The organism is Blastomonas sp. CCH9-A1, assembly GCF_001557175.1.
GTDB classification, from domain to species: domain Bacteria; phylum Pseudomonadota; class Alphaproteobacteria; order Sphingomonadales; family Sphingomonadaceae; genus Blastomonas; species Blastomonas delafieldii_A.
In genome coordinates, this window is sequence record NZ_LSHM01000062.1 from 80369 (window position 1) to 105322 (window position 24954).

At 65.1% G+C, this 24954-nt stretch carries 24 protein-coding genes, 1 tRNA gene and 1 pseudogene; 11 read left to right on the top strand and 15 right to left on the bottom strand.

The genetic code is table 11. The features are described from left to right. Positions 1 to 38 precede the first annotated feature (38 nt). Entirely contained in the window at positions 39 to 1004 is a 966-nt protein-coding gene (locus AX725_RS16940) for a C40 family peptidase (protein ID WP_060979967.1), read from the top strand. Beyond that, on the top strand, positions 1001 to 1939 hold the full coding sequence (gene argC, locus AX725_RS16945) for an N-acetyl-gamma-glutamyl-phosphate reductase (RefSeq protein WP_099046564.1): 939 nt from the start codon (positions 1001 to 1003) through the stop codon (positions 1937 to 1939). Before AX725_RS16940 ends, argC begins: the two co-directional genes overlap by 4 nt. Positions 1940 to 1952: 13 nt before the next feature. Here argC and AX725_RS16950 read toward each other — a convergent pair whose 3' ends face one another. The 3 genes from AX725_RS16950 to AX725_RS16965 all read right to left on the bottom strand — a co-directional run bounded on the left by AX725_RS16950 (position 1953) and on the right by AX725_RS16965 (position 6104). Then, positions 1953 to 2909 carry a GGDEF domain-containing protein gene (locus tag AX725_RS16950; protein WP_060979965.1) on the bottom strand — a complete coding sequence of 319 codons (957 nt, stop codon included), beginning with the start codon at positions 2907 to 2909 and terminating at the stop codon, positions 1953 to 1955. 91 nt (positions 2910 to 3000) lie between these two features. After that, a complete protein-coding gene (locus AX725_RS16955; RefSeq protein ID WP_060979964.1) occupies positions 3001 to 4209 on the bottom strand; it encodes an acyl-CoA dehydrogenase in 1209 nt (402 codons plus the stop codon). Between the two features lie 362 nt (positions 4210 to 4571). Continuing rightward, entirely contained in the window at positions 4572 to 6104 is a 1533-nt protein-coding gene (locus AX725_RS16965; protein ID WP_060979962.1) for a cryptochrome/photolyase family protein, read from the bottom strand. A 135-nt stretch (positions 6105 to 6239) separates the two neighbouring features. On the opposite strand from AX725_RS16965, the gene AX725_RS16970 reads away from it, so the two are divergent. Beyond that, positions 6240 to 6656 carry a DUF983 domain-containing protein gene (locus AX725_RS16970; RefSeq protein WP_060979961.1) on the top strand — a complete coding sequence of 139 codons (417 nt, stop codon included), beginning with the start codon at positions 6240 to 6242 and terminating at the stop codon, positions 6654 to 6656. A gap of 4 nt (positions 6657 to 6660) precedes the next feature. On the opposite strand, the gene AX725_RS16975 is transcribed toward AX725_RS16970, so the two are convergent. After that, positions 6661 to 7038, bottom strand: a complete 378-nt coding sequence (locus AX725_RS16975; RefSeq protein WP_060979960.1) for a DUF2147 domain-containing protein — start codon at positions 7036 to 7038, stop codon at positions 6661 to 6663. A 236-nt stretch (positions 7039 to 7274) separates the two neighbouring features. Between AX725_RS16975 and AX725_RS16980 the strand changes: the two genes are divergently transcribed. The 5 genes from AX725_RS16980 to AX725_RS17000 all read left to right on the top strand — a co-directional run bounded on the left by AX725_RS16980 (position 7275) and on the right by AX725_RS17000 (position 10949). After that, positions 7275 to 8579 (top strand): isoprenylcysteine carboxylmethyltransferase family protein, encoded by a 1305-nt coding sequence (locus AX725_RS16980; RefSeq protein WP_060979959.1) that lies wholly within the window; start codon positions 7275 to 7277, stop codon positions 8577 to 8579. A gap of 79 nt (positions 8580 to 8658) precedes the next feature. Beyond that, entirely contained in the window at positions 8659 to 9063 is a 405-nt protein-coding gene (locus AX725_RS16985; RefSeq protein ID WP_060979976.1) for a c-type cytochrome, read from the top strand. A 96-nt stretch (positions 9064 to 9159) separates the two neighbouring features. Further along, positions 9160 to 9558 carry a Co2+/Mg2+ efflux facilitator ApaG/CorD gene (gene apaG / locus AX725_RS16990; protein ID WP_060979975.1) on the top strand — a complete coding sequence of 133 codons (399 nt, stop codon included), beginning with the start codon at positions 9160 to 9162 and terminating at the stop codon, positions 9556 to 9558. 12 nt (positions 9559 to 9570) lie between these two features. After that, positions 9571 to 10383, top strand: coding sequence for a LysR family transcriptional regulator (locus AX725_RS16995; protein ID WP_060979958.1), 813 nt, complete (start codon positions 9571 to 9573; stop codon positions 10381 to 10383). Then, positions 10380 to 10949 (top strand): GNAT family N-acetyltransferase, encoded by a 570-nt coding sequence (locus tag AX725_RS17000; protein WP_060979957.1) that lies wholly within the window; start codon positions 10380 to 10382, stop codon positions 10947 to 10949. The genes AX725_RS16995 and AX725_RS17000 overlap by 4 nt, the downstream gene beginning before the upstream one ends. On the opposite strand, the gene AX725_RS17005 is transcribed toward AX725_RS17000, so the two are convergent. The 3 genes from AX725_RS17005 to AX725_RS17015 form a co-directional block, all read right to left on the bottom strand. Next, the gene (locus AX725_RS17005; protein ID WP_066117359.1) at positions 10891 to 12255 is read right to left on the bottom strand and encodes a serine hydrolase; all 1365 of its coding nucleotides are present in this window, start codon (positions 12253 to 12255) and stop codon (positions 10891 to 10893) included. The genes AX725_RS17000 and AX725_RS17005 overlap by 59 nt on opposite strands. Before the next feature lie 97 nt (positions 12256 to 12352). Continuing rightward, positions 12353 to 14344 carry a DNA topoisomerase IV subunit B gene (gene parE / locus AX725_RS17010; RefSeq protein WP_060979381.1) on the bottom strand — a complete coding sequence of 664 codons (1992 nt, stop codon included), beginning with the start codon at positions 14342 to 14344 and terminating at the stop codon, positions 12353 to 12355. Positions 14345 to 14426: 82 nt separating this feature from the next. Further along, positions 14427 to 15194, bottom strand: coding sequence for a GcrA family cell cycle regulator (locus AX725_RS17015; protein ID WP_060979380.1), 768 nt, complete (start codon positions 15192 to 15194; stop codon positions 14427 to 14429). 68 nt (positions 15195 to 15262) lie between these two features. Between AX725_RS17015 and AX725_RS17020 the strand changes: the two genes are divergently transcribed. Then, entirely contained in the window at positions 15263 to 16141 is an 879-nt protein-coding gene (locus AX725_RS17020; RefSeq protein ID WP_286133065.1) for an ABC transporter permease, read from the top strand. A gap of 30 nt (positions 16142 to 16171) precedes the next feature. Here AX725_RS17020 and hspQ read toward each other — a convergent pair whose 3' ends face one another. Further along, positions 16172 to 16498 carry a heat shock protein HspQ gene (gene hspQ, locus AX725_RS17025; RefSeq protein ID WP_060979383.1) on the bottom strand — a complete coding sequence of 109 codons (327 nt, stop codon included), beginning with the start codon at positions 16496 to 16498 and terminating at the stop codon, positions 16172 to 16174. Positions 16499 to 16752: 254 nt separating this feature from the next. Between hspQ and AX725_RS17030 the strand changes: the two genes are divergently transcribed. Then, positions 16753 to 16842: transfer RNA gene (locus tag AX725_RS17030), tRNA-Ser, on the top strand. Positions 16843 to 17054: 212 nt separating this feature from the next. Continuing rightward, positions 17055 to 17600 carry a class I SAM-dependent methyltransferase gene (locus tag AX725_RS17035; protein WP_208598015.1) on the top strand — a complete coding sequence of 182 codons (546 nt, stop codon included), beginning with the start codon at positions 17055 to 17057 and terminating at the stop codon, positions 17598 to 17600. A gap of 198 nt (positions 17601 to 17798) precedes the next feature. Here AX725_RS17035 and AX725_RS17040 read toward each other — a convergent pair whose 3' ends face one another. The 7 genes and pseudogenes from AX725_RS17040 to AX725_RS21335 form a co-directional block, all read right to left on the bottom strand. Beyond that, positions 17799 to 19547 (bottom strand): coiled-coil domain-containing protein, encoded by a 1749-nt coding sequence (locus AX725_RS17040; RefSeq protein WP_060979379.1) that lies wholly within the window; start codon positions 19545 to 19547, stop codon positions 17799 to 17801. An 18-nt stretch (positions 19548 to 19565) separates the two neighbouring features. Next, complete coding sequence (locus AX725_RS17045; RefSeq protein WP_060979378.1) at positions 19566 to 20645, bottom strand: protein-glutamate methylesterase/protein-glutamine glutaminase; 1080 nt, start codon at positions 20643 to 20645, stop codon at positions 19566 to 19568. Positions 20646 to 20651: 6 nt separating this feature from the next. Then, complete coding sequence (locus tag AX725_RS17050) at positions 20652 to 21509, bottom strand: CheR family methyltransferase (protein ID WP_060979377.1); 858 nt, start codon at positions 21507 to 21509, stop codon at positions 20652 to 20654. Positions 21510 to 21570: 61 nt separating this feature from the next. Then, positions 21571 to 22239, bottom strand: coding sequence for a DUF2490 domain-containing protein (locus AX725_RS17055; RefSeq protein WP_060979376.1), 669 nt, complete (start codon positions 22237 to 22239; stop codon positions 21571 to 21573). Between the two features lie 92 nt (positions 22240 to 22331). Next, positions 22332 to 22814 (bottom strand): chemotaxis protein CheW, encoded by a 483-nt coding sequence (locus AX725_RS17060; RefSeq protein WP_060979375.1) that lies wholly within the window; start codon positions 22812 to 22814, stop codon positions 22332 to 22334. Further along, positions 22811 to 24496, bottom strand: coding sequence for a methyl-accepting chemotaxis protein (locus tag AX725_RS17065; protein WP_060979374.1), 1686 nt, complete (start codon positions 24494 to 24496; stop codon positions 22811 to 22813). Before AX725_RS17065 ends, AX725_RS17060 begins: the two co-directional genes overlap by 4 nt. A gap of 112 nt (positions 24497 to 24608) precedes the next feature. After that, positions 24609 to 24954 (bottom strand): annotated as a pseudogene (locus tag AX725_RS21335) (methyl-accepting chemotaxis protein); the annotation flags it as partial.

Genomic DNA, 24954 nt, shown 5'->3' on the forward strand with positions numbered 1-24954 from the left:
ATCATCATGACGCGGCATGGCTTGAGGGACTGGGGTAATTGACACATTCGACACGTTCTGCGGCGGAAGCATCGCCGGTGGATGCCGGATCGGCGCTGCAGGACAGCTCTGACGCCCCCGCAGCGGGGCAGCAGCGCTTCGTGCTGAGCGGTCCGGTCGCCGATTACGACCCGCGCGTCACGGCCATCCGCGGCGATCTGGCGGATATCGCGCTCGCTGGAAAGTTCTTCGCGCCGCATTATGTCGCGCCGCAGCTCCATCGCGTAGCCGATGAAGCGGCGATGCTGCGCAAGGCGGGCAGCGCCGATGCCGAGGCGGTCAGCCAGCTGCAGCCGGGCGAAGGCTTTGCCCTGCTCGACAGCGCGGGCGACTGGGGGTGGGGCTATGGCGTTCACGACGGCTATTGCGGCTATGTCCGGCTTGACGCGTTGACCCGCGACGCCGCCGCGCCGACCCATGTCGTGCATGTCCGCCGCGCGCTCGTCTTTGCCGAACCGGCGATCAAGACGCCAATGGTGGCGAGCCTGCCGATGGGCGCGCGCGTCGCGGTTCAGGGCGCCAGCGAATGCGGCAAGTTCCTGCAGGTCGAAGCCGGCTGGATGTCGGTGCGCCATGCGATCGGCCTCGATGCGCTGACCTGCGATCCGGTCGATCGCGCGCAGCAGCTGATCGGCGCGCCCTATCTCTGGGGCGGACGCGGCGGCGATGCGCTCGACTGTTCGGGGCTGGTGCAGCTGGTGCTGATGCTCGCAGGCCTTGCCGCCCCGCGCGACAGCGACCAGCAGATGGCGGCGCTGGGCCGCGCCCTGGGCGATGACGAGCCGCTGGAACGCGGCGACCTGGTCTTCTTCCCCGGCCATGTCGGGATCATGGCGGATACCCAAACGCTGGTGCACGCCAATGCCTTCTGGATGCAGGTGGTGGCAGAGCCGCTGGCCGATGTGATCGCCCGCTTCCCCGAAACCACGCCGCAGCCGGTTCTGGCGCGCAAGAGGATCGGCTGATGCTCAAACTGTTCATCGATGGCGCCGCCGGGACAACGGGCCTGGAAATCGCTGAGCGCATGGCAGGGCGGGGCGAGTTTCGCCTGATCACGCTCAGCGATGCCGATCGCAAGAGCGTGTCCGCGCGCGCCGCTGCCATCCAGGACGCCGATTTCGTGATCCTGTGCCTGCCCGATGCTGCTGCGCGCGAGGCGGTTGCGCTGGGCGAGGGCGCGGACACGCGCTTCATCGATGCCTCGAGCGCGCACCGCGTCGCCGATGGCTGGACCTATGGCTTTGCAGAGCTGCGCAAGGGCCAGCGCGAGGCGATTGCCAGCGCTCGGCTGGTGAGCAATCCCGGCTGCTACCCGACCGGTTTCCTGGCGCTGGTCGCGCCGCTGGTGGCCGAGGATCTGCTGCCCGCCGATCACGGCTTCATCGTCAATGCAGTGAGCGGCTATTCGGGCGGTGGCAAGGATCTGATCCAGCGGATGCAGGTCGATGCGCCCGAAATCGGGTTTCGTGCCTATGCTCTGGGGCTCGAGCACAAGCACCTGCCCGAGATGCAGGTGCATGCCGGGCTCAGCCGCGCGCCGATCTTTGCGCCCGCGGTCGTCCGCGCCTTTCGCGGCATGCTCGTCGATGTGCCGTTGTTCCTCGATCCCGAGCTAGGCTTTGCCGATGCACGGACCTTGCACGCCGCGCTCGCGGACCATTATGCAGGCGAACCGCTGGTCAGCGTCGCAGCCATCGATGCCGTGCCCGGCGAGCTGCTGGTGAGCGAGGGCGATGCGGCGACCGACCGGCTGTCGCTCTACGTGTTGCCCAGCGCGGATGGCTCGCAGGTGCGGCTGGTCGCGATGCTCGACAATCTGGGCAAGGGCGCGAGCGGGGCTGCGGTGCAGAATCTGAATATCATGGCCGGACTCGACGAACTGGCCGGTTTGCGCGCCTGAGGCCGGGTCTGGTTCAGGTGCGCAAGACCGTCCGCTTGGCGGCATAAAGCGCACGGTCAGCGCGCAGGAACATCGCTTCGGCATCATAGGCCATCGCGTTTTCGGCGATCGCGATGCCATAGCTTGCTCCCACCTCGAGCAGGTGCCCGTTCCAGACGATCGGCGTCCTGAGCAGGTTGATCGCCTCTTTCGCGCGCCGGGCGATCCTGGGCAGGTGACGGTTGCTGGGCAGCAGCACGGCAAATTCGTCGCCGCCCACCCGCGCCACCATCAGGGCATCGAAAAAGGCCTGGGAAAGGCGCTTGCCGAACTGCGCCAGACAGGCGTCTCCCGCCAGATGGCCGTAGCGGTCATTGATCGCCTTGAAGCCATCGACATCGAACAGGATCAGCGCGCCCAGCGGCCGGAAGAAGGGGGCGGCCATGCTGGCGTCCAGAAAGCGGGTCTGAAACGCCGAGCGATTGGAAAGGCCGGTCAGTCCGTCGGTTTCGGCGGCGAGGCGCAGATTTTCCTGCTCGCGCCGTTGCTCGGTGATGTCGCGCTTGGTGCCGTTGAGCCGGACGGGGCGCCCTGCCTCGCATTCGATATTGGCGACAATCTGGATCCAGCGATCTTCGCCGTCGGTGCGCGTGATCCGGGCATCGAGCGTGAAACCGCCCGCACGCTCGATCGCGTGGCTGCGCAAGCGATGCAGCACCTCGCGCGATTCCGGGTCGTACAGTTCGACCACGTCACCACGATTCAGGCCTTTGTCGCTGCGCAGACCGAACATGTCATAGACCTTGCGCGTCCAGTTCAGGCCATCGGTTCGCAGATCGCATTCGAACAGGCCGATCCCGGCATGGTCCAGACTGCGCAGAACTCTGGCGATGTCGGGCTGGCCCGGCACAGGCTGTGCGGGCTCGATGGCAGCGGTGTCATCCGGGGCGGCATGCGCGGACGTACCGAAATCGTGAAAGTAACCGTCCATCACCGCTAATGCATCGCTCCCTGGATTGCAGAAGGCAGACTAGCGGTTGCGAGTTAAGGCCAGGTTACCAAATCCCTAAACCTTCGGACGGTCAGAAAAACGCCTGAATTCCGGTCTGTGCACGGCCCAGGATCAGCGCGTGAACATCATGCGCGCCCTCATAGGTATTAACCGTTTCTAGATTCACCATGTGGCGCATCACCTGATATTCTTCGCTGATGCCGTTGCCACCGTGCATGTCGCGCGCCATGCGGGCGATATCGAGCGCCTTGCCGCAATTGTTGCGCTTGACGATCGAGATCATCTCGGGCGCGAACCGGCCCTCGTCCATCAGCCGCCCGACGCGCAAGCTGGCCTGCAGGCCCAGCGCAATCTCGGTCTGCATGTCGGCCAGCTTCTTCTGGAACAGCTGTGTCGCGGCGAGTGGCTTGCCGAACTGGACACGGTCGAGGCCGTACTGCCGCGCGGCGTGCCAGCAGAATTCGGCCGCGCCCATCGCGCCCCAGCTGATGCCGTAGCGCGCGCGGTTGAGACAGCCGAACGGACCCTTCAGGCCTTCGACATTGGGCAGCAGCGCGTCTTCACCGACCTCGACCTCGTCCATCTGGATCATGCCGGTGGTCGAGGCGCGCAGGCTGAGCTTGCCCTTGATCTTGGGGGCATTCAGGCCCTTCATCCCCTTTTCCAGGATGAAGCCGCGGATCGCGCCGCCATGCGCGTCGGACTTGGCCCAGATCACGAAGACATCGGCAAACGGGCTGTTCGAGATCCAGGTTTTCGCGCCGGAGATGACATAGCCGCCATCGACCTTTTTCGCGCGGGTCTTCATGCCCGCCGGGTCCGATCCCGCATCGGGTTCGGTCAGGCCGAAACAGCCGATCAGTGCGCCCGCGGTGAGGCCGGGGAGATATTTGCGGCGCTGTTCGTCGCTGCCATAGGTGTTGATCGGGTGGATGACGAGCGAGCTTTGCACCGACATCATCGAACGGTAACCGCTATCGACGCGCTCGACCTCGCGCGCGATCAGGCCATAGGCGACATAGCTTGCTTCCGCGCCGCCGAATTCTTCCGATATAGTCGCGCCGAGCAGCCCGGCCTCGCCCATCATCGGGAACAGTTCGGGCGCGTCGATCTCCTCGCGAAAGGCGTCGATCACGCGTGGTTGCAGCACGTCCTGCGCAAATCCGCGCGCGCTTTGCTGGATCAGCCGCTCCTCTTCGGTCAGCTGCTCGTCGAGCAGAAAGGGGTCTTCCCAGGTGAACGGGATGGTTTCGGCCTTGCGGATGGTGTCGTGCTTCATGGGCCGAAGGTCTAGCGCAGCTTTGGCCGCGCTCCAACCGGATTTTGCGCAAATAAGTTGACGTAAGCGTAAAGCCGTTGCGGTGAACCGGTGTCCGCTTTCGGCACAATGAACCTGTTAACCATCAATTACCATGGGCAATGGTTAAAAATGCGTTAACTCATGGACCATGCAGCGGCTTCAATTCCTTCGCACCCCAGCTCAGCCCCACAGCTTCCGCTCGGCGCTGTCGCCGCGCGTCCTCGCAGCGACCCCGGTGGACGAGCCCGAGGTGCTGGCCAAGCGCAAGCGCGCGCAGCGCAACGAGGAAATCCGCCTTTTCTTCCTGAGCTTTACCGCATTCTTTGTTGCGATCAGCTCGTTCATCTGGTGAGCTGATCGAGAAACCGCTTCGCATCGGCGCGGATCGCCTGCTTGTCCTTGTCCGCCCGCTTCGCCCAGTTGCGATAGGGCATGGCGAGCCGTTGGTTCTTGCCCAGGACCTCCTCGTTGCGGTCGAGAAAATCCCAGTAGAGCAGGTTGAACGGGCAGGCCCTGGCCCCGGTCTTGGCCTTCACGTCATAGCGGCAGTGCTGGCAGTAATCGGACATCGAATGGATGTAATTGCCGCTCGCGGCATAGGGCTTGCTGGCGAGCAGCCCGCCATCGGCGAACTGGCTCATGCCCAGCGTGTTGGGCAGCTCGACCCATTCATAGGCGTCCGCGTACACTTCCAGATACCATAGATGGACCGCGTGCGGATCGATCCCGGCGATCAGTGCGAAATTGCCGGTGATCATCAGCCGCTGGATATGGTGCGCATAGGCATGGTCCAGGGTCTGGCCGATCGCCTGTTTCAGGCAATGCATGTCGGTCTGGCCGTCATAATAGAAGCCGGGCAGGGGGCGCGTCGCATTCAGCGCGTTGCGCTGCGCGTAATCCGGCCCCTCGCGCCAGTAGATGCCGCGCACATATTCGCGCCAGCCGATGATCTGGCGGATGAACCCCTCGGTGGCATTGAGCGGGGCCTTGCCGTCGCGATAGGCCTGCTCGACCGCGCGGCACAGATCGAGCGGATCGAGCAGACCGCAATTGAGATAGGGCGAGAGGATCGAGTGCCACAGGAACGGCTGGTCGGTCAGCATCGCGTCCTGATAATCACCGAACTTTGCCAGCGCATGGCGGATGAAATGCGCCTGCTGCCTCGCCGCGTCCTCGGCCGTGGTGGCGAAGGCGAAATGGTCGAGGCTGCCCGGATGGTTACCGAAACGCTTCGCCACCAGATCGAGGACCTCGCGGGTGATTTCGTCGGGCTTGAACTTGAGCGGCTGGGGGATCAGCAGCGGCTCGTTCGGCGGCGGCTTGCGGTTCTCGCTGTCGTAATTCCACTCGCCGCCCTCGGGCTTGCCTTCGTCGTCAAGTAGCAGCCCGGTCTTGCGGCGCATCTCGCGATAGAAGAACTCCATGCGCAGCTGCTTGCGCCCTTGCGCCCAGGCGTCGAATTCCTCGTGCGTGCAGACGAACCGGTCATCCTCGCGCAGCTCGACAGGCACGTCGAACCGATCCGCCCATTCCTCCATCGCCGCTCGCACCCGCCATTCGCCGGGCAGGGTTGCGATGATGCGGTCAGGGGCGTGGCGCTCGATCGCGCGCGCCAGTTCGCCGGTGAACGAGCCCGCATTGTCGGGGTCGTCGAGATTCACATAATCGACCGTCCAGCCCACCTCGCGCAGCGCCTCGGCATGGTGGCGCATCGCGGAGAGGATGAAGGCGATCTTGGCCTTGTGATGGCGGACATAGCTCGTCTCCTCATCCACCTCCATCATCAGCAGCACCGCCCGTTTCTGCTCGACGCCGCGCAGCGCCGAGAGGGAAAGGCTGAGCTGATCGCCCAGGATCGGGATGAGGATGGTCATGAAAGGCCCCTGTTCGACGAGCCTGTCATGATGGGGTCGCGCGGGCTGCAATCAATGGTCGCAAAGAGCTTTGATCGCGGCGGCGCACGGGTTACGAGGCGATGTCAGCGCTGAGGCTGGCTGAGGACCGCTGCCATGCCCCATTCCGCCCCGCGTGCCATCGAGGAGCCGAGCGCGCTCGTTGCCGCGTTCCGGGGCGCGCGGAACCATTGTCCGCGCTGCGACCACAAGCCGCTGTTCGCGCGCTACCTCAAGCCCGTGGAGCGCTGTGCGTGCTGCGGGCAGGACTGGACGCTGCACCAGGCCGATGATTTTCCCGCCTATATCGCGATCTTCATCAGCGGCCATCTGCTCGCGCCGGTGCTGATCGCGGCAGGGTCGCGCGAATTGCTGCCCATGGGCTGGCTCGCGCTGATTGCGGTGGTGGGTGCGCTGCTGCTGACGATCGTCATGCTGCAACCGGCGAAAGGCGCGGTAATCGCGCTGCAATATCATTGGCGGATGCACGGCTTCGACCCGGCAGCGCGCGAGGCCGATCAGCCCGAGGGTTGACCGGTCAGATCTTCTTCCAGATCTGCGACTTGCAAAGCAGGCCGCCCAGGATGCAGCCGCTGATCTTGATCCGCTTGGCGTCGAGCTGCACGATCCGCGAATAATAGGTATCGCCCAAGTCCGGCACGAAGACGCGGCCCTTCCAGTGGCCCGGCTTGGTCAGGCGATAATCGCGCAACAGGCTGGTGCCGATCAGGTTCGGCGTGCCCCCAGCGGCGGCGTCCTTCTTGGCGATGTCGCTTGCCCAGCTGACCTTGCCGCACAGGTTCTCGCCGCACGGCTGGGTGACGACGCGGACATCGCCGGTCGGGTTTTCCCAGGTGCCGTGGATGGTCTCGGCCATGGCCGCCTGTGCGCTCAGCCCCGTCGCGATGAAACCCATTGCTCCCCAAGCGAGACCGCGCGCCCGCAAACGCCCCAGATGCATCATACGACCCTTTGCAACCCTGTTTTCCCGGCGCGTCCCTTGGTGGCAACAGCCCCGCGCAAGGATGACGATTAGGCCATGATCGCGGTTCCAAGTCGAGCGGCATTTGCCTCGGTTCGGCGAATTCCGGCTCGGACCCGCAGCATTTCCTTCATCGAATCCTTACCAATATCGGTTAAAAGGCGCGCGACATGACCCAAGCTGCGTCCGCCCAACCCGATCCATGTCCGCCCAGCGCGGTGAGCCATGGCGCGGGGCTGATTGGACTGGTCGGACTTCTTGCCTGGATCGCGCTCGCGCGGCATTTCGGCTGGGACGGGCCGAGCGCCGCGCTGGTCTGCTGTGTCGCCACCGGGCTGCCGATGGTGCTCTGGTCGATCTTCGTAGACAAGGTGCATCTGCGCCCGAGCACCGGCATCGACTGGAGCCATCCGCGCGCCGTGAAGGACGTGCTGGACATCAGCACCATCAAGCTCACCGGCCTGTGGCTGACCTGGTCGCTGATCGCCGCGATCTATGCGACCGCGCGCTGGTACTGGACCGGCAATTACCAGTTCTCGATGGCGGTGTTCATCTATGCCTCGCCCTTCCTCTTCTTCCTTTCCATCCCCTATGTCATCTGGATCGACCGCTATCTCAAGCAACCGCGCGACGGCGCCTGGCATTTCGGCGCGATGATCTCCGGCCAGTCCGGCTGGGATCGGGAGCAGATCTGGCACCATCTGCGTGCCTGGGCGGTGAAGGGTTTTTTCCTTGCCTTCATGCTGTCGATCGTGCCGGGCGGCTATGCCGATATCGTCAACGCCAATGTCGCCGAGATCGCGACCAACCCGGTCTGGATCGCCAACTGGCTGATCATCGCGATGTTCCTGGTCGACGTGCAGTTCGCGACCGTCGGCTATGTGCTGACCTTCAAGCCGCTCGATTCGCACATCCGCACCGCCAATCCCTTCATGGCGGGCTGGGCCGCGGCGCTGATCTGCTATCCGCCGTTCATCCTGATGGGCGATAACGGTCCGCTCAACTATCACGTCGCCACCGCCGACTGGGCGTACTGGTTCGAAGGGCACACGGCGCTGCTGGCGGTCTGGGGCGTCTGGCTGGTATTTCTCACCGGAGTCTATGCCTGGGCGACGGTCGCGTTCGGCATCCGCTTTTCCAACCTCACCCATCGCGGGATCCTGACGCACGGGCCATACCGCTGGACCAAGCACCCGGCCTATCTGTCCAAGAACGCCTTCTGGTGGTTTTCCACCATGCCATTCCTGGTCACCAGCGGTTCCTGGCAGGATGGGCTGCGCAACACCGTGCTGCTCGCCGCCGTATCGGGCGTCTATTACTGGCGCGCGCGGACCGAAGAGCGGCATCTGATGGCCGATCCCGATTACGCCGCCTATGCCGCCTGGATGGAACGCCACGGTCCCGTGCCGCGCGCGATCGGCTGGCTGACGGGCAGACGCGCGAAGGTCGATGCCGTGGTCGCACCCGCCGAATAAGCCTGCAATTGCGTTCTTTGCGGCTGGTAATGCCCGCCATCGCCCCCATATCGCGCCTCCGTTGCAGCAGCAGGTGGAGATGGCATTGATCGACAATCGGATTTTGCGCATGGCGGCGCTGGGGACGGCGGCGTTCGTCCTGACGACGGTGGCAGCAGGCGCGCAGACGGCAGCCAAGCCCGGCGATGCGGCGCGCGGTGCCCAGGTCTATCAGACCAACTGCACCGGCTGCCATGCGCTCGATGCCAATAGCGTCGGCCCGGCGCATCGCGGCGTGTTCGGGCGCAAGGCTGGCAGCGCGCCCGGTTTCGACTATTCGCCCGCCCTCAAGAAAGCAGGCTTTGCCTGGGACGCGGCGAAGCTCGACAAGTGGCTTGCCAATCCGCAAGGCTTTGTCCCCGGGGCCAAGATGCCCTTCCGCCTGATAAATGCGCAGCAGCGCGCCGATGTGATTGCCTATCTCAGGAAGGAGAGCGGCAAGTAACCGTCAGCAGCCCCACGGGCGAAATATTCCCCAGCGCCTCTTTCGCAGCGGGGCCGAAAGAGGCATATTGCGGGCATGGACGGCATCTCGGACAGCATGGACAGGTTCTTCGGCCATTCGGCGACCACCCAGGGCATCACGGTGCGGGTGGCGGTGAGCTTCCTGCCCGATCGTTCGCGCGCGGACAATGCGCGCTGGTTCTGGTCCTATCATATCCGCATTGAGAATCATTCGGACCAGGCGGTGCAACTGCTCACCCGCCATTGGGTGATCACCGATGGCCGCGGCGGGGTGCATCAGGTCGATGGCGAGGGCGTGGTCGGCGAACAGCCGGTGATCCAGCCGGGCAAGGCGCATGATTATGTCTCGGGCTGCCCGCTCAACACCCCGACCGGGCGGATGGAGGGCGTGTATCGGATGCTGCGCGACGACGGGCAGATGATCGCGGTGGAAATCCCGCGTTTTCCTCTGGTCGCACCGGCGGTTGCCGACTAATCACCGTTTCCCATGAAGCGTACCCATCTTCCGCTCAACGGCCTGCGCGTGCTCGACGCCGCCGCCCGGCATCTGAGCTTTACCCGTGCGGCCGATGAGCTGGCGGTGACGCCCGCCGCCGTGGGCCAGCAGATCCGTGCGCTTGAAGAAATGCTGGGCGTCGTCCTCTTTCGCCGTACGCCCAAGGGGCTCGAGCTGACCGATGAGGCGGGTGCCGGGCTCGATGCGCTGCGCAGCGGCTTCCTGCAGTTCGAAGAGGCGGTGCGGGCGATGCAGCAGGGCCAGTCGAGCTTTCGCCTGACCATCGCGGTGCCGCGCGACTTTGCCGCCAAATGGCTGCATCACCGGCTGATCGGCTATGCCGCCGCCAATCCCGAAATCCGCTACACGCTCGTCTCGGGCGACAGCGATATCGACTTTACCGAAGCCAATCTCGATTGCGCGATCCGCCTCGCCGATGGTCCGGCGGAGCTCGAAGGCGCGCAGATCGGTCCGGCGCAGTTCGTTACCGTTTCCGCGCCCGGCTATGACGGAGACCGGCGGATCGAATGGCCCGGCTGCCAGCGCGGCGCGGGCGAGGACGAAGCCGATGATTCGACCGTGATGCAGGTCGCCGATGCCGGCCTCGGCCTCGATGCGGCGATTGCCGGATTCGGCATTGTCACCGTGCCGTGGCTGCTTGCCGAGCGCGATCTGACCGAAGGGCGGCTGGTGGCGATCGGCGAGGCACGCGAATCGCGCCGCGCCTTCTGGGTGGTCGCACCCACGCCGCAATGGCGGCAGAAAAAGGTCAAGGCGCTGGTCGCCGCGCTCACTGCAGCATGAGTAGACTTCCCGTCCTGAGGAGTGACCGGCTGACGCTGCGCCAGGTGCGCGTGAGCGACGCCGAGGCGCTGTTCGAGATCCTGTCCGACGACGAGCTGATGACCTGGTGGGCGTTCGGGCCGCACCGTTCGGTCGAAGAAACGCGCGCGATGCTGGAGCCGGTGGCGGCCGAGGATGCCAGCTGGCGCAGCTGGGCGATCACCCGCACTGGCGAGGATATCGCGCTCGGCTGGGTCAATGCGCACCAGCGGCGCGAGAATGTCAGCGAGATCGGCTATATCCTGGCGCGCTCGGCCTGGGGCCAGGGCATTGCGCGCGAGGCGGTCGGGCGGGTGCTCGACCAGCTGCTCGTCGCCGAAGGCCAGCGCCGCGTCTTCGCCGACACCGATCCCGACAACCGCTTTTCCATCGGCCTGTTGCAGAAACTGGGTTTCCAGCTGGAGGGCCATCTGCGCGCCGAATGGGAAACGCATATCGGCGTGCGCGATACGCTGCTGTTCGGGCTGCTCAGGGACGAGTGGCTGGCGGTCCAGCAAGCTGATCAAGCAGCCGCGCCATCAGCGTGACGAAGCCCGGCTGGTCGATGTCAGCCGCCGGATTGTTGACCAGCGCGCTGACGACATAGCGCTCGCCGGTTTTTGAGCGGAGCAGGAAGCTCATCGCCATGATTCCCGGCTCCGACCCGCCCTTGTAGCCAAGATAACCCCAGCGCCCTGCATTGACCGGGGGGATGCCGGGGTTGATCTTCAGGATCGCGCGGGTGACCGGATCGCCCTCGCGTTCGAGCATCGCCAGCAGCCGCGCGATATCGGCGGGGCTGGCAAACCATTCGATCGTGTCGATCTGGTTGGGCCCGCCGGTATAGACCGACAGGTCGAGATTCTTGAGGCGCAGCGTATCGCCTGCCTCGGCCAGCAGCCTGGTTTGCGCGGCATCGTCGGCAGCGAGGAAGCGGTCGCGCAAGCCAGTATTGGCAGGCATTTTAAGCCCGGTGACTTGCTGCGTGGAAAGCAGCGGAATCATGTCCGAAGGCTGGGCATGGCCGCTCGCCCTGACGATCGCGGCGAGCCTTTTCTGCCCGATGGCGGCGATCAGCGTGTCGGTGGCACTGTTGTCGCTGACCGAGATCATCAACGTCGCGAGCGTCTGCAGCGTCATCGGCGCATTGTCGGGCCAGTCCTGGCTGATGCCCGAGGGGTGCGATTTCTGCGTCAGCGGAAGCACGTCGCTCCACTTGCGCTCGCCCGCGCGCACGGCCCGGTCGATCTCGGCGAGCACATAGAGCTTGAAGACAGACGCAATGGCGAAGCGTTCATCGGCGTTGCGGGCGATCACGGTTTCCGCGCCCTTGTCGGTTAGCTTCTGCACGACCAGTCCGGTGCGACCTGACAGCGCGGCGATATCGGCAGCGATCTTGTCGAGGCTGTCACCCTCGGTCCGCGTGCCGGTGATGAACAGGCCCGAGAGCTTGCCGTCCAGCATGCCGATGGTGAAGGTGACAATCGCCCTGTCGAAGCGGATATCGACGCTGGCCGAGCGCGCGTCCATCGGGCGCACTGCGACCACCGCCTGCGCCTCTCCATGCTGTGCCTTGAGCCCGGCGACCACTTGCGCGAGCTGCGCTTCGGGCACGGCAGCGACAAAGGCGGGGTTGAAGATGTCCGACGCGCTGGCCGGGCCCCGCAGCAGCGCGAGCACGCTGGCGGCGCCCTGGTCGAAGGCGGGAGAGGGGGTTACGGCGGGTACGGGGGGTGTCTGGGCGTGGGCGATGGGGCTAGTGATCGCGAGGCCCAGCGCTGCGATTGTCGCCAGCAATTGATGAGGCCTGCGCGCAGGTCCCTCGACTTCGCTCGGGACAAACGGAAAGCTCATTCGCCATTCGCCATGTTTTGCGAGGTTGCTCTCCCCTCCGTTTGTCCCGAGCGAAGTCGAGGGACGACTTACGACCCGCCCCCTCAGGCCCAAACCCTTACGCGTCGATCGCTTCACGATCGACCTGCGCGGCGTGGTTCTGGATGAAATTGAACCGGTGCTCGGGGTTCTTGCCCATCAGTTCGCCAACCAGTTCCTTGACCGCCGCATATTGCTCGTAGGCCGGCGGCAGCGTGACTCGCAGCAGCGAGCGGGTCGCGCGGTTCATTGTGGTTTCGCGCAACTGGCCGGGGTTCATCTCGCCCAGGCCCTTGAAGCGGCTGACCTCGACCTTCTTGCCTTTTAGGATCGTCGATTCGAGTTCGGCGCGGTGGGCATCGTCGCGCGCGTACCAGCTCTTGGCCCCCACCACGAGCCGGTAGAGCGGCGGCTGGGCGAGGTACAGGTGCCCTGCCTTCACGATGTCCGGCATTTCCTGGAAGAAGAAGGTCATCAGCAGCGTCGCGATATGCGCGCCGTCGACATCGGCATCGGTCATGATGATGATGCGGTCGTAGCGCAACTGGGCCGGGTCGCAATGCTTGCCGGTGCCGCAGCCCAGCGCCAGCGCGAGATCGGCAATTTCCTGATTGGCGCCGATCTTGGCGCTGTTGGCCGAGGCGACGTTCAATATCTTGCCGCGGATCGGCAGGATCGCCTGGGTCTTGCGGTCGCGGGCCTGCTTGGCCGATCCGCCCGCGCTGTCGCCCTCGACGATGAAGATCTCGGTCTCAGCGCCCTCGACCCCGGTGCCGTCATTGCTGCAATCGGTGAGCTTGCCCGGCAGGCGCAGCTTGCGCGCGCTGGTCGCGGTCTTGCGCTTGACCTCGCGCTCGGCCTTGCGCTTCAGCCGTTCGTCCATCCGCTCGAGCACCAGCCCGAGCAGCGCCTTGCCGCGCTCCATATTATCGGTGAGGAAATGATCGACATGGTCGCGGATCGCCGCCTCGACCAGTCGCGCCGCCTCGGGCGAGGTCAGCCGGTCCTTGGTCTGGCTCTGGAACTGCGGATCGCGGATAAACACCGAGAGCATCAGCTCGCTGCCGGTCATCACGTCCTCGGCCGTGAGCCCAGCCGCCTTCTTGTTGCCGATCAGTTCGCCGAAAGCGCGCAGCCCTTTCAGGATCGCGGCGCGCAGACCCTGTTCGTGCGTGCCGCCATCGGGCGTGGGGATGGTGTTGCAATAATAGCTATAGCTGCCGTCGGACCAGAGCGGCCAGGCGACCGCCCATTCGACCCGGCCCTTGCCTTCGGGAAAGTCCTGGCGACCCGCGAAGAAATCGGATGTGGCGCATTCGCGATTGCCCAGCTGCTCACGCAGGTGATCGGCCAGGCCGCCCGGGAACTGGAACACCGCCTCTTGCGGCACCTTGTCGTCGGCAAGCTCGGGATCGCATTTCCAGCGGATCTCGACCCCGGCATAGAGATAGGCCTTGGACCGGACGAGCGCGAACAGCCGCGCGGGCTTGAACTTCGCACCGGCGCCAAAAATCTCCTCATCGGGCACGAAGCTGATCGTGGTGCCGCGCCGGTTGGGGGCAGCGCCGACCTTTTCCAGCGGTCCGAGCGGATTGCCGCGCGAGAAGCGCTGCGCATAAAGCTCCTTGTTGCGCGCGACCTCGACCAGCAATTCGGTCGACAGCGCATTGACGACCGAGACGCCGACACCGTGCAGGCCGCCGCTGGTCGCATAGGCCTTGTTCGAAAACTTGCCGCCCGAATGCAGCGTGGTGAGGATCACCTCGAGCGCGGACTTTCCGGGATATTTGGGATGCGGATCGACCGGAATGCCGCGGCCATTGTCGCTGATCGTCAGGTGATTGCCCGCGCGCAGCGTCACTTCGATCCGCGAGGCATGGCCAGCGACCGCCTCGTCCATGCTGTTGTCGAGCACTTCGGCGGCCAGATGATGCAGCGCGCGCTCGTCGGTGCCGCCGATATACATGCCGGGCCGGCGGCGCACGGGCTCGAGCCCCTCGAGCACCTCGATCGCCGAGGCATCATAGCTTTCGGCAGCGGCAGCGGACTTGGCGAAAAGATCGTCGGACATGCCGCAGCTATACGGCGGAAATGCCCGGACGGGCAAGCGGCCCGCCGGACTTATCCGCCAGAATGTTCAGGCTTTGATCGCCTCAACGCACCCTGGGTCCGCCGAACGGCATCGGCGGGGGCGGACGGCGCGTGCCGCGCGGCAGCTGTGCCTGATAGGCGCGGCCGCAATGCTCGACGCAATAAGGGAAGCCGGGATTGACCGGCTCGCCGCAGAAATGGAAATCGGGCTCGCCCGGATGGCCCATCGGCCAGCGGCAGATGCGGTCGGTCAGGTCGAGCAGGCTGGTCTTGTCGGCGATTTCCGGGCTGGGGCGCGCAGGCACCAGGCGGCGCGGCGGCGCGGGCGGAATCGGCGCCTGCTGGTCGCCGGGACCCTGGCGCAGAAAGCCTCCGGGGCCGACCGAAACGATGCGCGGCTGCGGCTTGGCTTCGGGCGCGGCGGTAACTTCGCCGGCATCGTCGATATCATCCTCGTCCTCATCGACCACCGGCGCGGCTACCACCGGACGCGGGGCAGGGGTCGGCGCGGGAGCAGGAGCAGGCGCGGCGCGCACCGGCTTGGCGGTGGCTGCGGCGGGCGCATCGGTCTTGAACGGCGGCTCGTCCGCCGGGGCTTCGGCCTCTGCCTTCTTGGCAGGCTTGGGCGCGGCCTCCTTCTTCGGCGCGGGCTTGGGCTTGGCTTCGCCCGGCTTGACCGGCGAGGGGCGCGACTTCAGGCCCAGGCGGTGTGCCTTGCCGATGACGGCGTTGCGGCTGACCCCGCCCAGCTCTTCTGCGATCTGGCTGGCGGTGAGGCCTTTCTCCCACATGGTTTTGAGCTGATCGATGCGCTCGTCGGTCCATGACATGAAAAGCAATTCCTTCTTGACCTATTGGGGCTTGCCCGGTCTGGTGACCGCCGATAGGCGCATCCACCATGAACGATCAAGCACCAAATCCCCCCGTTGGCGTGGCCCAGACCGGCACAAGACCGGAAGGTCGATCGCCGAGCCCCTTTGCGGAACCCGGTACCGTGAGGATCAGCGCGATAAACTGGGGAGGACTGAAAGCTCTCTATATGAAAGAGGTGCGTCGGTTCTTCAAGGTGCAGTTGCAGACCATCTGGGCGCCGGCGATCACCACGATGCTCTATCTGGTGATCTTCACCGTCGCATTGGGGCGTAGCGGGCGCATGGTGCTCGACGTGCCGTTCGGCGATTTCCTCGCCCCCGGCCTCATCGTGATGGCGATGATGCAGAACAGCTTCGCCAATTCGAGCTTCTCGCTGCTCGTCGGCAAGATCCAGGGCACGATCATCGACTATCTCATGCCCCCGCTGTCCGAGCTCGAGGTGCTGGTGTCGCTGGTGATCGCTGCGGTCACCCGGGCGTTCCTGGTCGGAGGCGCGGTCTGGCTGGCGATGCTGCTCTGGCCGGACATCCACGTGATGCCGCAGCATCTCTGGGCGATCCTGTGGTTCGGGCTGATGGGCGCGGTGATGCTGGCATTCATGGGCGTGCTCACCTCGATCTGGGCCGAGAAGTTCGACCATGCCGCCGCGATCACCAATTTCGTGGTTGCCCCGCTCGCGCTGCTTTCGGGAACCTTCTATTCGGTCGACGCGATGGCCCCCACGTTCCGCGCACTGAGCCATGCCAACCCGTTCTTCTACGTGATCTCGGGTTTCCGCTACGGCTTCATCAGCAGCACCGATTCGCCGCTGCTGGCAGGATCGCTGCTGCTGCTCGCCATCAACGCCGCGCTCGGCATCGGCTGCTATGCGCTGCTCAGGTCGGGATGGAAGCTGCGCTCCTGACCGGCGGGCCGACCGCCGCCGATCCGGCGGTCAATGCATCGTGCGCAGGCGATAGCGCCCGCCGCTGAACGGACCGAAAAGCTGCGGCACCGCAGGATGGTCTACAGGGCCGTTGCTGTCGTCCTTCACCAGATTCTGCTGGCTGACATAGGCGATATAGCTGTTCTCGGCATTTTCCGCGAACAGGTGATAGAAGGGCTGGTCCTTGGCGGGACGCAGTTCCTCGGGAATCGATTCATACCAGTCCTCGCTGTTCGCGAACACCGGATCGATATCGAAGACCACGCCGCGAAAATCGAAAATGCGGTGCCGCACGACATCGCCGATCGCATAGCGCGCTTTCGCCACGCGCGGCATCACCACCGCACCGGAACTGGCGCTGCCATCGGGTGCATCGTCTTGGCCGAAACGGAAAGGATGGTTGCTCATAGGCTTAATCTAAGGTGTTGCGGCGCAGCATACAAGCTTTCCGGCGCGCACAGGCCGGATTCCCCCTTGGCAAGCCGCTTGCCTTGCGCTAATGGCCCGCCTTCTCGCGGATCGACCACGCATTTTCATGCCCCGCGAGAACCGATTGGATCGCCGAAACGCCCGTTTCGGCCCGCCCGGACGGAGAGGTGGCAGAGTGGTCGAATGTACCGCACTCGAAATGCGGCGTGGGTGCAAGCTCACCGTGGGTTCGAATCCCACCCTCTCCGCCAGCGTCGTCCTCGATCTTTTGGCCGTATGGCCGTCAATCCCGTGCAGTCATGACCTTGGGCAAGGAAACCCGATGCATCTCAATGCGTAAGCTTTGCTGTGCCGTGGTGGCGCAGGAGGGATTATGGCGGGCGAGGCTTTTTCGGTTCGGTCATCGCGCGGACACTGGTTATCGGCGGCTGCAGCACGACTGGGCCTGGGCCAGGGCATGACCATGCGCGAGTTTCTGCGCTCTCCGTCGGGCGTGGGTTCGGCGTTTCCCGCATCGGCGGCGCTGGTCAGGGCCGCGCTCGATCCCGTAGACTTTTCGGCTGCGCATCTGGTGGTCGAGTTCGGCCCGGGCGAAGGGCCCTTCACGCGCGAGCTCTTGCGCCGCATGCCGGTTGGCAGCACGCTGCTGACGATCGATACCAGTCACCGGTTCACCCGCTATCTGCAGGAAAGCCTGCCCGATCCGCGCTTGCATGCTGTCACCGGATCGGCAGCGTCGCTGGGCGCGATCCTGCGGCGGCTGGGCCTTGGCCCGGTCGATCGCATCGTCACCGGCATTCCCTTTTCCACAATGGCACCAGAACTCGGTGCGCGCATCGTCGATTCGAGCGCGGACGCGTTAGGTGAGCAGGGCCAGATCATCGCCTATCAGATGCGCGATGCGGTCGCGCCCTTGCTGGCCGCGCGCTTTGCCGAGGTCCGCACCGCGCGCATATGGCGCAACATGCCGCCTTGCAGAATCTACTGGGCGAGCGGTAGGTCTGGCTGACACACAAGCGGCGGTTCACGCCGCCGCAGCTTTCGGGTTTGGCCGGGGCCGGGGGCATGCGCTGGAAGCATGCCGCCGGCCCCGGACTGTGCCGACCCCCCTGAGGCCGGTTCGCTTCGGCCCCCGACCGAAGCATCCCGCCACCTGCAGCCTCCCCCGAAGCTGTCCCCCAGGCGACCGGGATCAAACTGGACGACTTCAGAACAACGCGTCGTCGAACAACGCGTCGTCGTCATCTGCAGGGCCGCCATGGCTGGCGTCTGAGTGCGGCTTGTCCGCAATCAGCCGCGGCATGCCGGGCAGCAAAAAGGCATCGTGCACCACCCGCTCGCTCGCCATGGTATAGCTGCGCGCCATGCGGTCCATCACCATCCGAACGACCTGATCGTCGCGTCCCTCGAGCGATAGCGGATCATCGCGACCCAGCTCGATCGTCAGCAGCGCCTCGATCCTCTCGAGCGCATCGCCCAGATCGAGGCTCTCCTCGAGCTCGTCGGTGGTCGAACGCAGCGCCCCGAGCAGCCCACTGGCCATTGTTTCGGACACCGCCATCGCCTGCTCGGTGCGCTGGGCGCCCTCGCGAATGGCGTTGAGCGAGCTCGCCAGCCCGTCGCCGTCCTGCCCGACTTGTGCATCCGCATGCTGGCGCATGCGCAACGAGATTGCGCCCAGCCCGGTGGACTCGGCCGTGATCTGCTTGATCGTCTGGTCGAGCGCATCGGAACTCGCGCGAATCTCGTTGGCGATCACCGCGACCGGGCGACCGATCGCCTCCACCCGGCGGCATTTCAGGCCGATATTGATCGCCATCTGCTGCACCTCGATCCGCAGGATGCGCATCGCGGCGGCGCGGCCCGACAGGTCGTCGACGGTATCGACGATGATGCGCAGCGTCTCGGCGGCCTGGGCATCGGCAAGCTGCAGCTGCGCGATCATCGCGCTGGCTTCTGCAATGCCGGCTTCCAGGCTGCGCAGGAACACCTGGCCGTCCTCGCTGCCGCCACCCTTGCTCAGCGCGATCAGCCGGTCGGCCTCGGGCACCATGCTGCGCAGGGAGCGGACCAGGGCCTGGGTTTCGGTGCGGAACTCCTGCGCAGAGGAGGTGAGCTGCGCGAGCAGCAGCCGCAGCAGATGATCGCGGGTCGCCGCCTCGTCCTCGGCGGAAAGCCCCGCCGTCGCGAGCGTCGCCTGCATGTCGGCATAGCCTTCGAGCACATGCTCGAGCCGCTGGCGGGCAATGTCGCCGACCTGAATCGCGCCCAGCACGTTGGCGACGCTGCCCTGGATCGAGCGGGCGAGCACGGCATTCTTGTCGGCAAGCTCCGCCAGCATCGCCTGGTGCTTGCGCAGGGCCGCAGCATCGGCCTCCAGCCGATCAGGCACGTGCGGCACGACGCGCTGGCATTCGCTTGCGAGCAGCCGGTCGTTATGCTCCATGCTGCGCAGGCTGGCAGCAAGCCCATCGAGCTTGGTCTGAAGCGCGCCGACCTCTTTCTCGCCCGCCGACAGCTGGCCCGACATCGTGTTGGCAAAATCGACGAAGGTTTCGGCGCCCGATGCGGCGATCTTCACGTTGAGACCGAAAATATGGAGCACGTGCAGCGACTTCTGCACATCGGCAATGTGCGCGGACAACCGCCGCGAGGCCTGCTGGATCTCGCCCATGTCCTGCGCGCGGCCCTGCATCTGGTCGCCCACACTCGACAGGCGCCGCGCCGCGGTGGTGAGATTGCTGACCGCAGCCGCGCCGTCGCCCGACTGGAAGGTCGAGGTGGCCTCGCGCAGGGCGCTGACGATGCCGTCGATCGATTCCACCGCCTGGGCCAGCGTCTTGCCCACGGTCACGAAGCGCGCGTCGATACCTTGCGTGATCTGGCTGAGCAGCACGCTGATCGTCGCCTCCCCGGCGGGGCTGGCGTCGCTTGCGCTGATCCTGGCATGGAGCATTACGGGTCTGGTCCTTGTTCAGCGGGCGGTGGCGTGAAGCAGTTCGCGGGCGATCGCGCCCAGGGGTATGACCTTGTCGGCTGCGCCCCGCGCGATCGCTTCCTTGGGCATGCCGAAGACGATGCAGCTTGCCTCGTCCTGGGCGAAGGTGCGCGCACCGCACTGCTTCATCTCGAGAAGGCCGCGCGCGCCGTCATCGCCCATGCCGGTCATGATGATGCCGACCGCGTTCGATCCTGCATTGCGCGCAGCAGAGCGGAACAGCACGTCGACCGAGGGGCGGTGGCGCGAAACCAGCGGCCCTTCGCGCACGCTGACGAGGTAGCGCGCGCCCTGGCGTTCCAGCAGCATGTGCTTGCCGCCTGGCGCGATCAGCACATGGCCGCGCATCACGGTGTCGCCGTCCTGCGCTTCCTTGACGCTGACATTGCATAGCCCGTCGAGCCGCTTGGCGAAGGCGCGGGTGAAATTCTCGGGCATGTGCTGGACGATAACGATGCCCGGCGAGTTGGCGGGCAGGGCCATCAGCACCTCGCGCAGCGCTTCGGTACCGCCGGTCGACGCGCCGATGCAGACGACCATTTCGGTGGTCTTGCTCATCGCGCGGCCCGAAGGCGGCATCAGCATGGCATCGGCGGTCAGCTTCGCCTCGACTTTGCGCGGCGAAGGGGCCGGCTTGCGCCCCGTCACCCGGGCCCTGGCCGCGCCCTTGACCGTCTCGCGGATCATCATCCGCGATTCCGCCAGATGGTCGGCCACACCCATGCGCGGTTTCAGGATCACGTCGACGGCTCCCGCCTCCAGCGCCTGCATCAGCGTTTCGGACCCCTGTTCGGTCAGCGACGAGCACATGACGACGGGGACGGGGCATTGCTCCATGATCTTGCGCAGGAAGGTGATGCCGTCCATCCGCGGCATCTCGACATCGAGCGTGATGACGTCGGGAACCTCGTCCTTGATGTAGCGCGCGGCGGCAAACGGATCGGACGCTGCGGCGATCACCTCGATATCGGGATCCTCCTGCAGCACAGAGGTCAGCGTCTGGCGCACGCTGGCGCTGTCGTCGATGATGAGCACGCGGATCTTGGGACGGACCATGATCGCTTACACCTTCTGGAAGACCGTGTTGCAGACGGACTTGAGCTGTCCGCTGAACCCGGCGATCGATTCGGAATGCCCGAGGAGCAGATAGCCACCCGGACGAAGTTGTTCGCACAAACGGGTTACCACTTTGTGCTGAGTGGGTTTGTCGAAATAGATCAGTACGTTACGGCAAAGGATGATATCGACCGGCGCGCCGATCGGATAGTGGTCGTTCATCAGGTTGAGACGGCCGAAGCTGACCTTCTTGCGCAGCGCAGCAGCAATGCGAACGTCCCGACGGGAGGGGTCTTTCGGCTCCATGACATAACGGCGGCGCAGTGCGGGCGGCACTGGTGTCACCATTTCTGCGGGATAGATGCCCCTGATGCCGGTCTGCAGCATCTCGGTGTCGAGGTCGGTGGCCAGGATTTCGTAATCGGGGCCATCCTTGGTGCGCGCATAGTCGTCGAGCACCATCGCCAGCGTATAGGCTTCCGCCCCGTTGGAGCTCGCCGCGCTCCAGCAGCGCAGCATGCGCTGGCCGCGCTTCTGGTAGTCGGGCAGGATGTCCGAGACCAGAAAGTCGAAATGGTTGCGCTCGCGGAAGAAGTCGGTCTTGTTGGTCGTCACCGCGTTGAGGAAATCGTCCATGTCCGCCTGCGAGACGTCGCCGCTCAGGATATAGGCGCAATAATCGGCGATGCTGGCAAAGCCGTTGTCGCGCACGCGCCGCCGCAGGCGACCCTCGAGCATCGTCGTCTTGGACGGCGGCATGCGGATACCGGTGGCGCTGTAGATAAGCGCGGACAGCGCCCGAAAATGCTGCGGGCTGATGCCGTCCGTGACCGGCATGGCAAGTCTGGCGGTGGCTGCAGCCATGATCAGTTTCCTCCTTTGGCAGGCAGATCGCGATGGAACATTTGCGGGGCCGTTTCCTGGGTCATAGCGTGACGTAGATGTTGATATTGGCGGTGTGATCGGTGCGATCGTCGCCATCGCGGAACACATGCTGGTTGAGATAGCCGGGCACGATCTCGGCATTCCTGGCGAGCGGGATCGAGACGCCGACGAAATTGCGCCACAGCGACAAGCCGCCGCGCTGGACACTGGTCCGGTTGAGGTCGACAAAGGGCTCCGTGTAGGCAACCAGCTTGTTGTTCGCCGAAATCGGCGCGCGCAGCTGGACAAATTGGCGCATCCGCCAGCTCGTGCCGTCGCGGTCCTCGAACGTGCGCTGTTCCAGCCTGGACCGGGAATCGAGCGTGAGACCGTTTTCGGTCGTCAGCAGCCGGACATTCAACTCCTGATAATAGCGATGCTCGTCGAGCAGCGCCGGGCCGACCGGATCGGTGCGGACATAGGCATAGCCGAGCCCGACATTGACATTCTTGCTGATCCGGTAGCCGGCCAGTGATCGCAGCAGCAGCTGGCCCAGACGCTGGGCATCATTGGTGAACCGCTCCTGGGCCTCGAGCCGGACATAGACCTTCTTGTCGATGTTGATCGTGGCGAACTGTCCTGCCCAGGCATTGGTGTCCTCGGCCGCCAGGGCGGCGGCCGGGCCCATGAGCGCCGGGGCCAGGGCAAGGAGAGCCAGGCGGCGCAGCATCGAGTTTGCCCTAACCATAGCACGGCAACCGCCAGGCCGGCGCTCCGGCCCATAGCGGGCCTGCGGTTCGGGGGCGAGCGGGTGATCCAGCATCAGGCAACCTTCGCCATCGGATGCAGCTGCTGCACATCCTGCGCGGTGAAGATGCTGGCGACATCGATGATCACGATGAACCCGCCCTCGTTGCGGACCACGCCCGTGATGTAATCCGAATTCCAGCGGACGCCGATATCGGGCGCATTCTCGATCCGCGCGGTCTCGATCGTGGCCACCGACAAGACCTTGTCGATGACCACGCCCAGCGACAGCATGCGGTCTGCCAGCGGGATATCGAGAATCAGGATGCGGGTCGACAGTGTCGGCTCGGCTGCGGGCAGGCCCAGGCGGACGCGCAGGTCCACCGTGGGCACGCCCTGACCGCGCACATCGGTCAGACCCAGAAAATAGTCGGGTCCGTTGGGCACCTGGAAGGGCGGCTTGTGGTCCAGGATCTCCCGGACCAGGCCCACCGGGACGGCGAAGACCTCTTCGCCGATCCCGAATTCGACCACCTGGATTTCGTGCTGATTGTTCATGCGGCTTCTCCAAAATGCGCGTCGTCGGAATCGACCCCGCCGCGCTCCAGATCGAGCGCGAAGCCCTGCACGCGCTCCTGCTGATGCGCGACCGAATTCGGCTTGTGCGCGGGCTTGGAAGATCTTGCGGGCTTGGCAACGCGCGTGACCGGGCGAGCGGCTGGGCGATGCGCCACGGCGCTGCGGCCATTGCCGGCATCCACCCGGAAGAACGCGATGGTTTGCTGCAGTTCCTCGGCCTGGCTTGCCAGCTCCTCGGACGTGGAGCTGATCTGCTCGGAGGCGCTGGCATTCTGCTGCGTCACCTTGTCGAGCTGCTGGATCGCCTCGTTGATCTGTGCGGTGCCGATGTCCTGTTCGCGGCAGGCGGCGCTGATCTCGGACACCAGCTCGGCGGTGCGGCGGATATCCGGGACCAACTTTCCAAGCATTTCGCCGGCTTCTGCGGCCGCCTTGACGGTCTCCGACGAGACCTGGCTGATCTCTGCGGCAGCGCCCTGGCTGCGTTCGGCGAGCTTGCGCACTTCGGAGGCGACGACCGCAAAACCGCGGCCATGCTCGCCGGCACGCGCGGCTTCCACCGCAGCGTTCAGCGCGAGCAGGTCGGTCTGACGCGCGATTTCCTGGACGATGCCGATCTTGTCGGCGATCATCTGCATCGCGCCCACGGCCCTGTTCACCGCCTGACCGCTGACATCGGCATCCTGGGCCGACTGGCGCGCGATCTTTTCGGTCTGCGCGGCATTATCGGCGTTCTGCTTGATGTTCGCAGCCATCTCTTCCATCGAGGCCGAAGCCTGTTCGGCAGCGGCGGCCTGTTCGGTCGCGCCCTGCGACACCTGCTCGGAGCTCGACGACAGTTCCTGACTGCCGGCGGCCACGTTGCCCACGGCCGAAACCGTGTCGCCCACGACGCCACGCAGGCGCTCGATCATCAGATTGACGCTGGTCAGAAGGTCGGCAATTTCGTCATTGGTAGTGATTTCGGCAAATTTCGTCAGATCGCCCTCGGCAACCTGGCGCATTGCGACATCGGCACGAGCCAGCCCGCGCGAGATGTTGAGCGACAGCCAGGTGGCTGCGCCCAGGGTGATGAGAACGGCGATGACGCCAAGCGTCAGCATCAGGTTGCGGGCATCCGCGTAGAACTGGTCGGACGAGGCTACGGCGGCGGCCAGCTGCTTTTCGTTGAAATCGATCAGCTTCTCGGCGGTCTTGCTCATCTTGCTTGCCTGTTCGCGGCCCAGACCCATGGTCAGCGCGGCAGCGGCGGTGCGATCACTGTCGCTGAGTGCGACGACACGGTCGGAAGTGGCAGCGAGGTCTTCCCACTGTTCTGCGAGCTGGGTCCACATTGGCCTGGCCTTTTCGGAGGCCTTGTCGAGTGCGAGGTTCAGCGTTTCCTCGACCTTCTTCTTGTTGGCGGCATGGCCGGCCTTGAGGTCGCGGCGCTTGGTTTCGTTATCCTGCATCACGAGGTTCTTTTCCATGCGGATCACCATGGAAATGCCGCCGTCGATGGCGCGTGCGCGGCCGAGCTGGGCAGTCGGCCCCTCGATCACCGTGTTGAACGTGGTGTTGAGGTCGCCGAGCCGCATCACCCCGATGGCTATCACGCCGACAAGGATCAGCAGGAGCACCGCAAAGGCGGATGCCAGTTTGAGTTTTATGGTTGCACGCATGGGTTCAGTCTCGCTTCAGTCGCAGTGGAAGTGAGCAGTAACTCGCCGCCAGAGGTTGTTGAGGATGGGTGATGGCTTGCCGGTCCCGGCAGTGTCCGGAACCGGCATTGCATCAGGCGGCCTCTCCAAAATGGGCGTCGTCTTCGTCTGCGACGCCTCGTGTCAAATCGAGTGCAAAGCCCTGGACCCGCTCCTGCTGGTGCGCCACGCTATGGGGCTTCGGCTTGGGTGCGGCGGGCTTGGCGGGTTTCGCGGTACGCTTGGGCTGAGCGGTGGCCGGACGGCGGACGCTCTGCACGGCGCGGCCATTGCCGGCATCCACCCGGAAGAATGCGATCGTCTGCTGCAGTTCTTCGGCCTGGCTTGCCAGTTCCTCGGACGTGGAGCTGATCTGCTCGGACGCGCTGGCATTCTGCTGCGTCACCTTGTCGAGCTGCTGGATCGCCTCGTTGATCTGT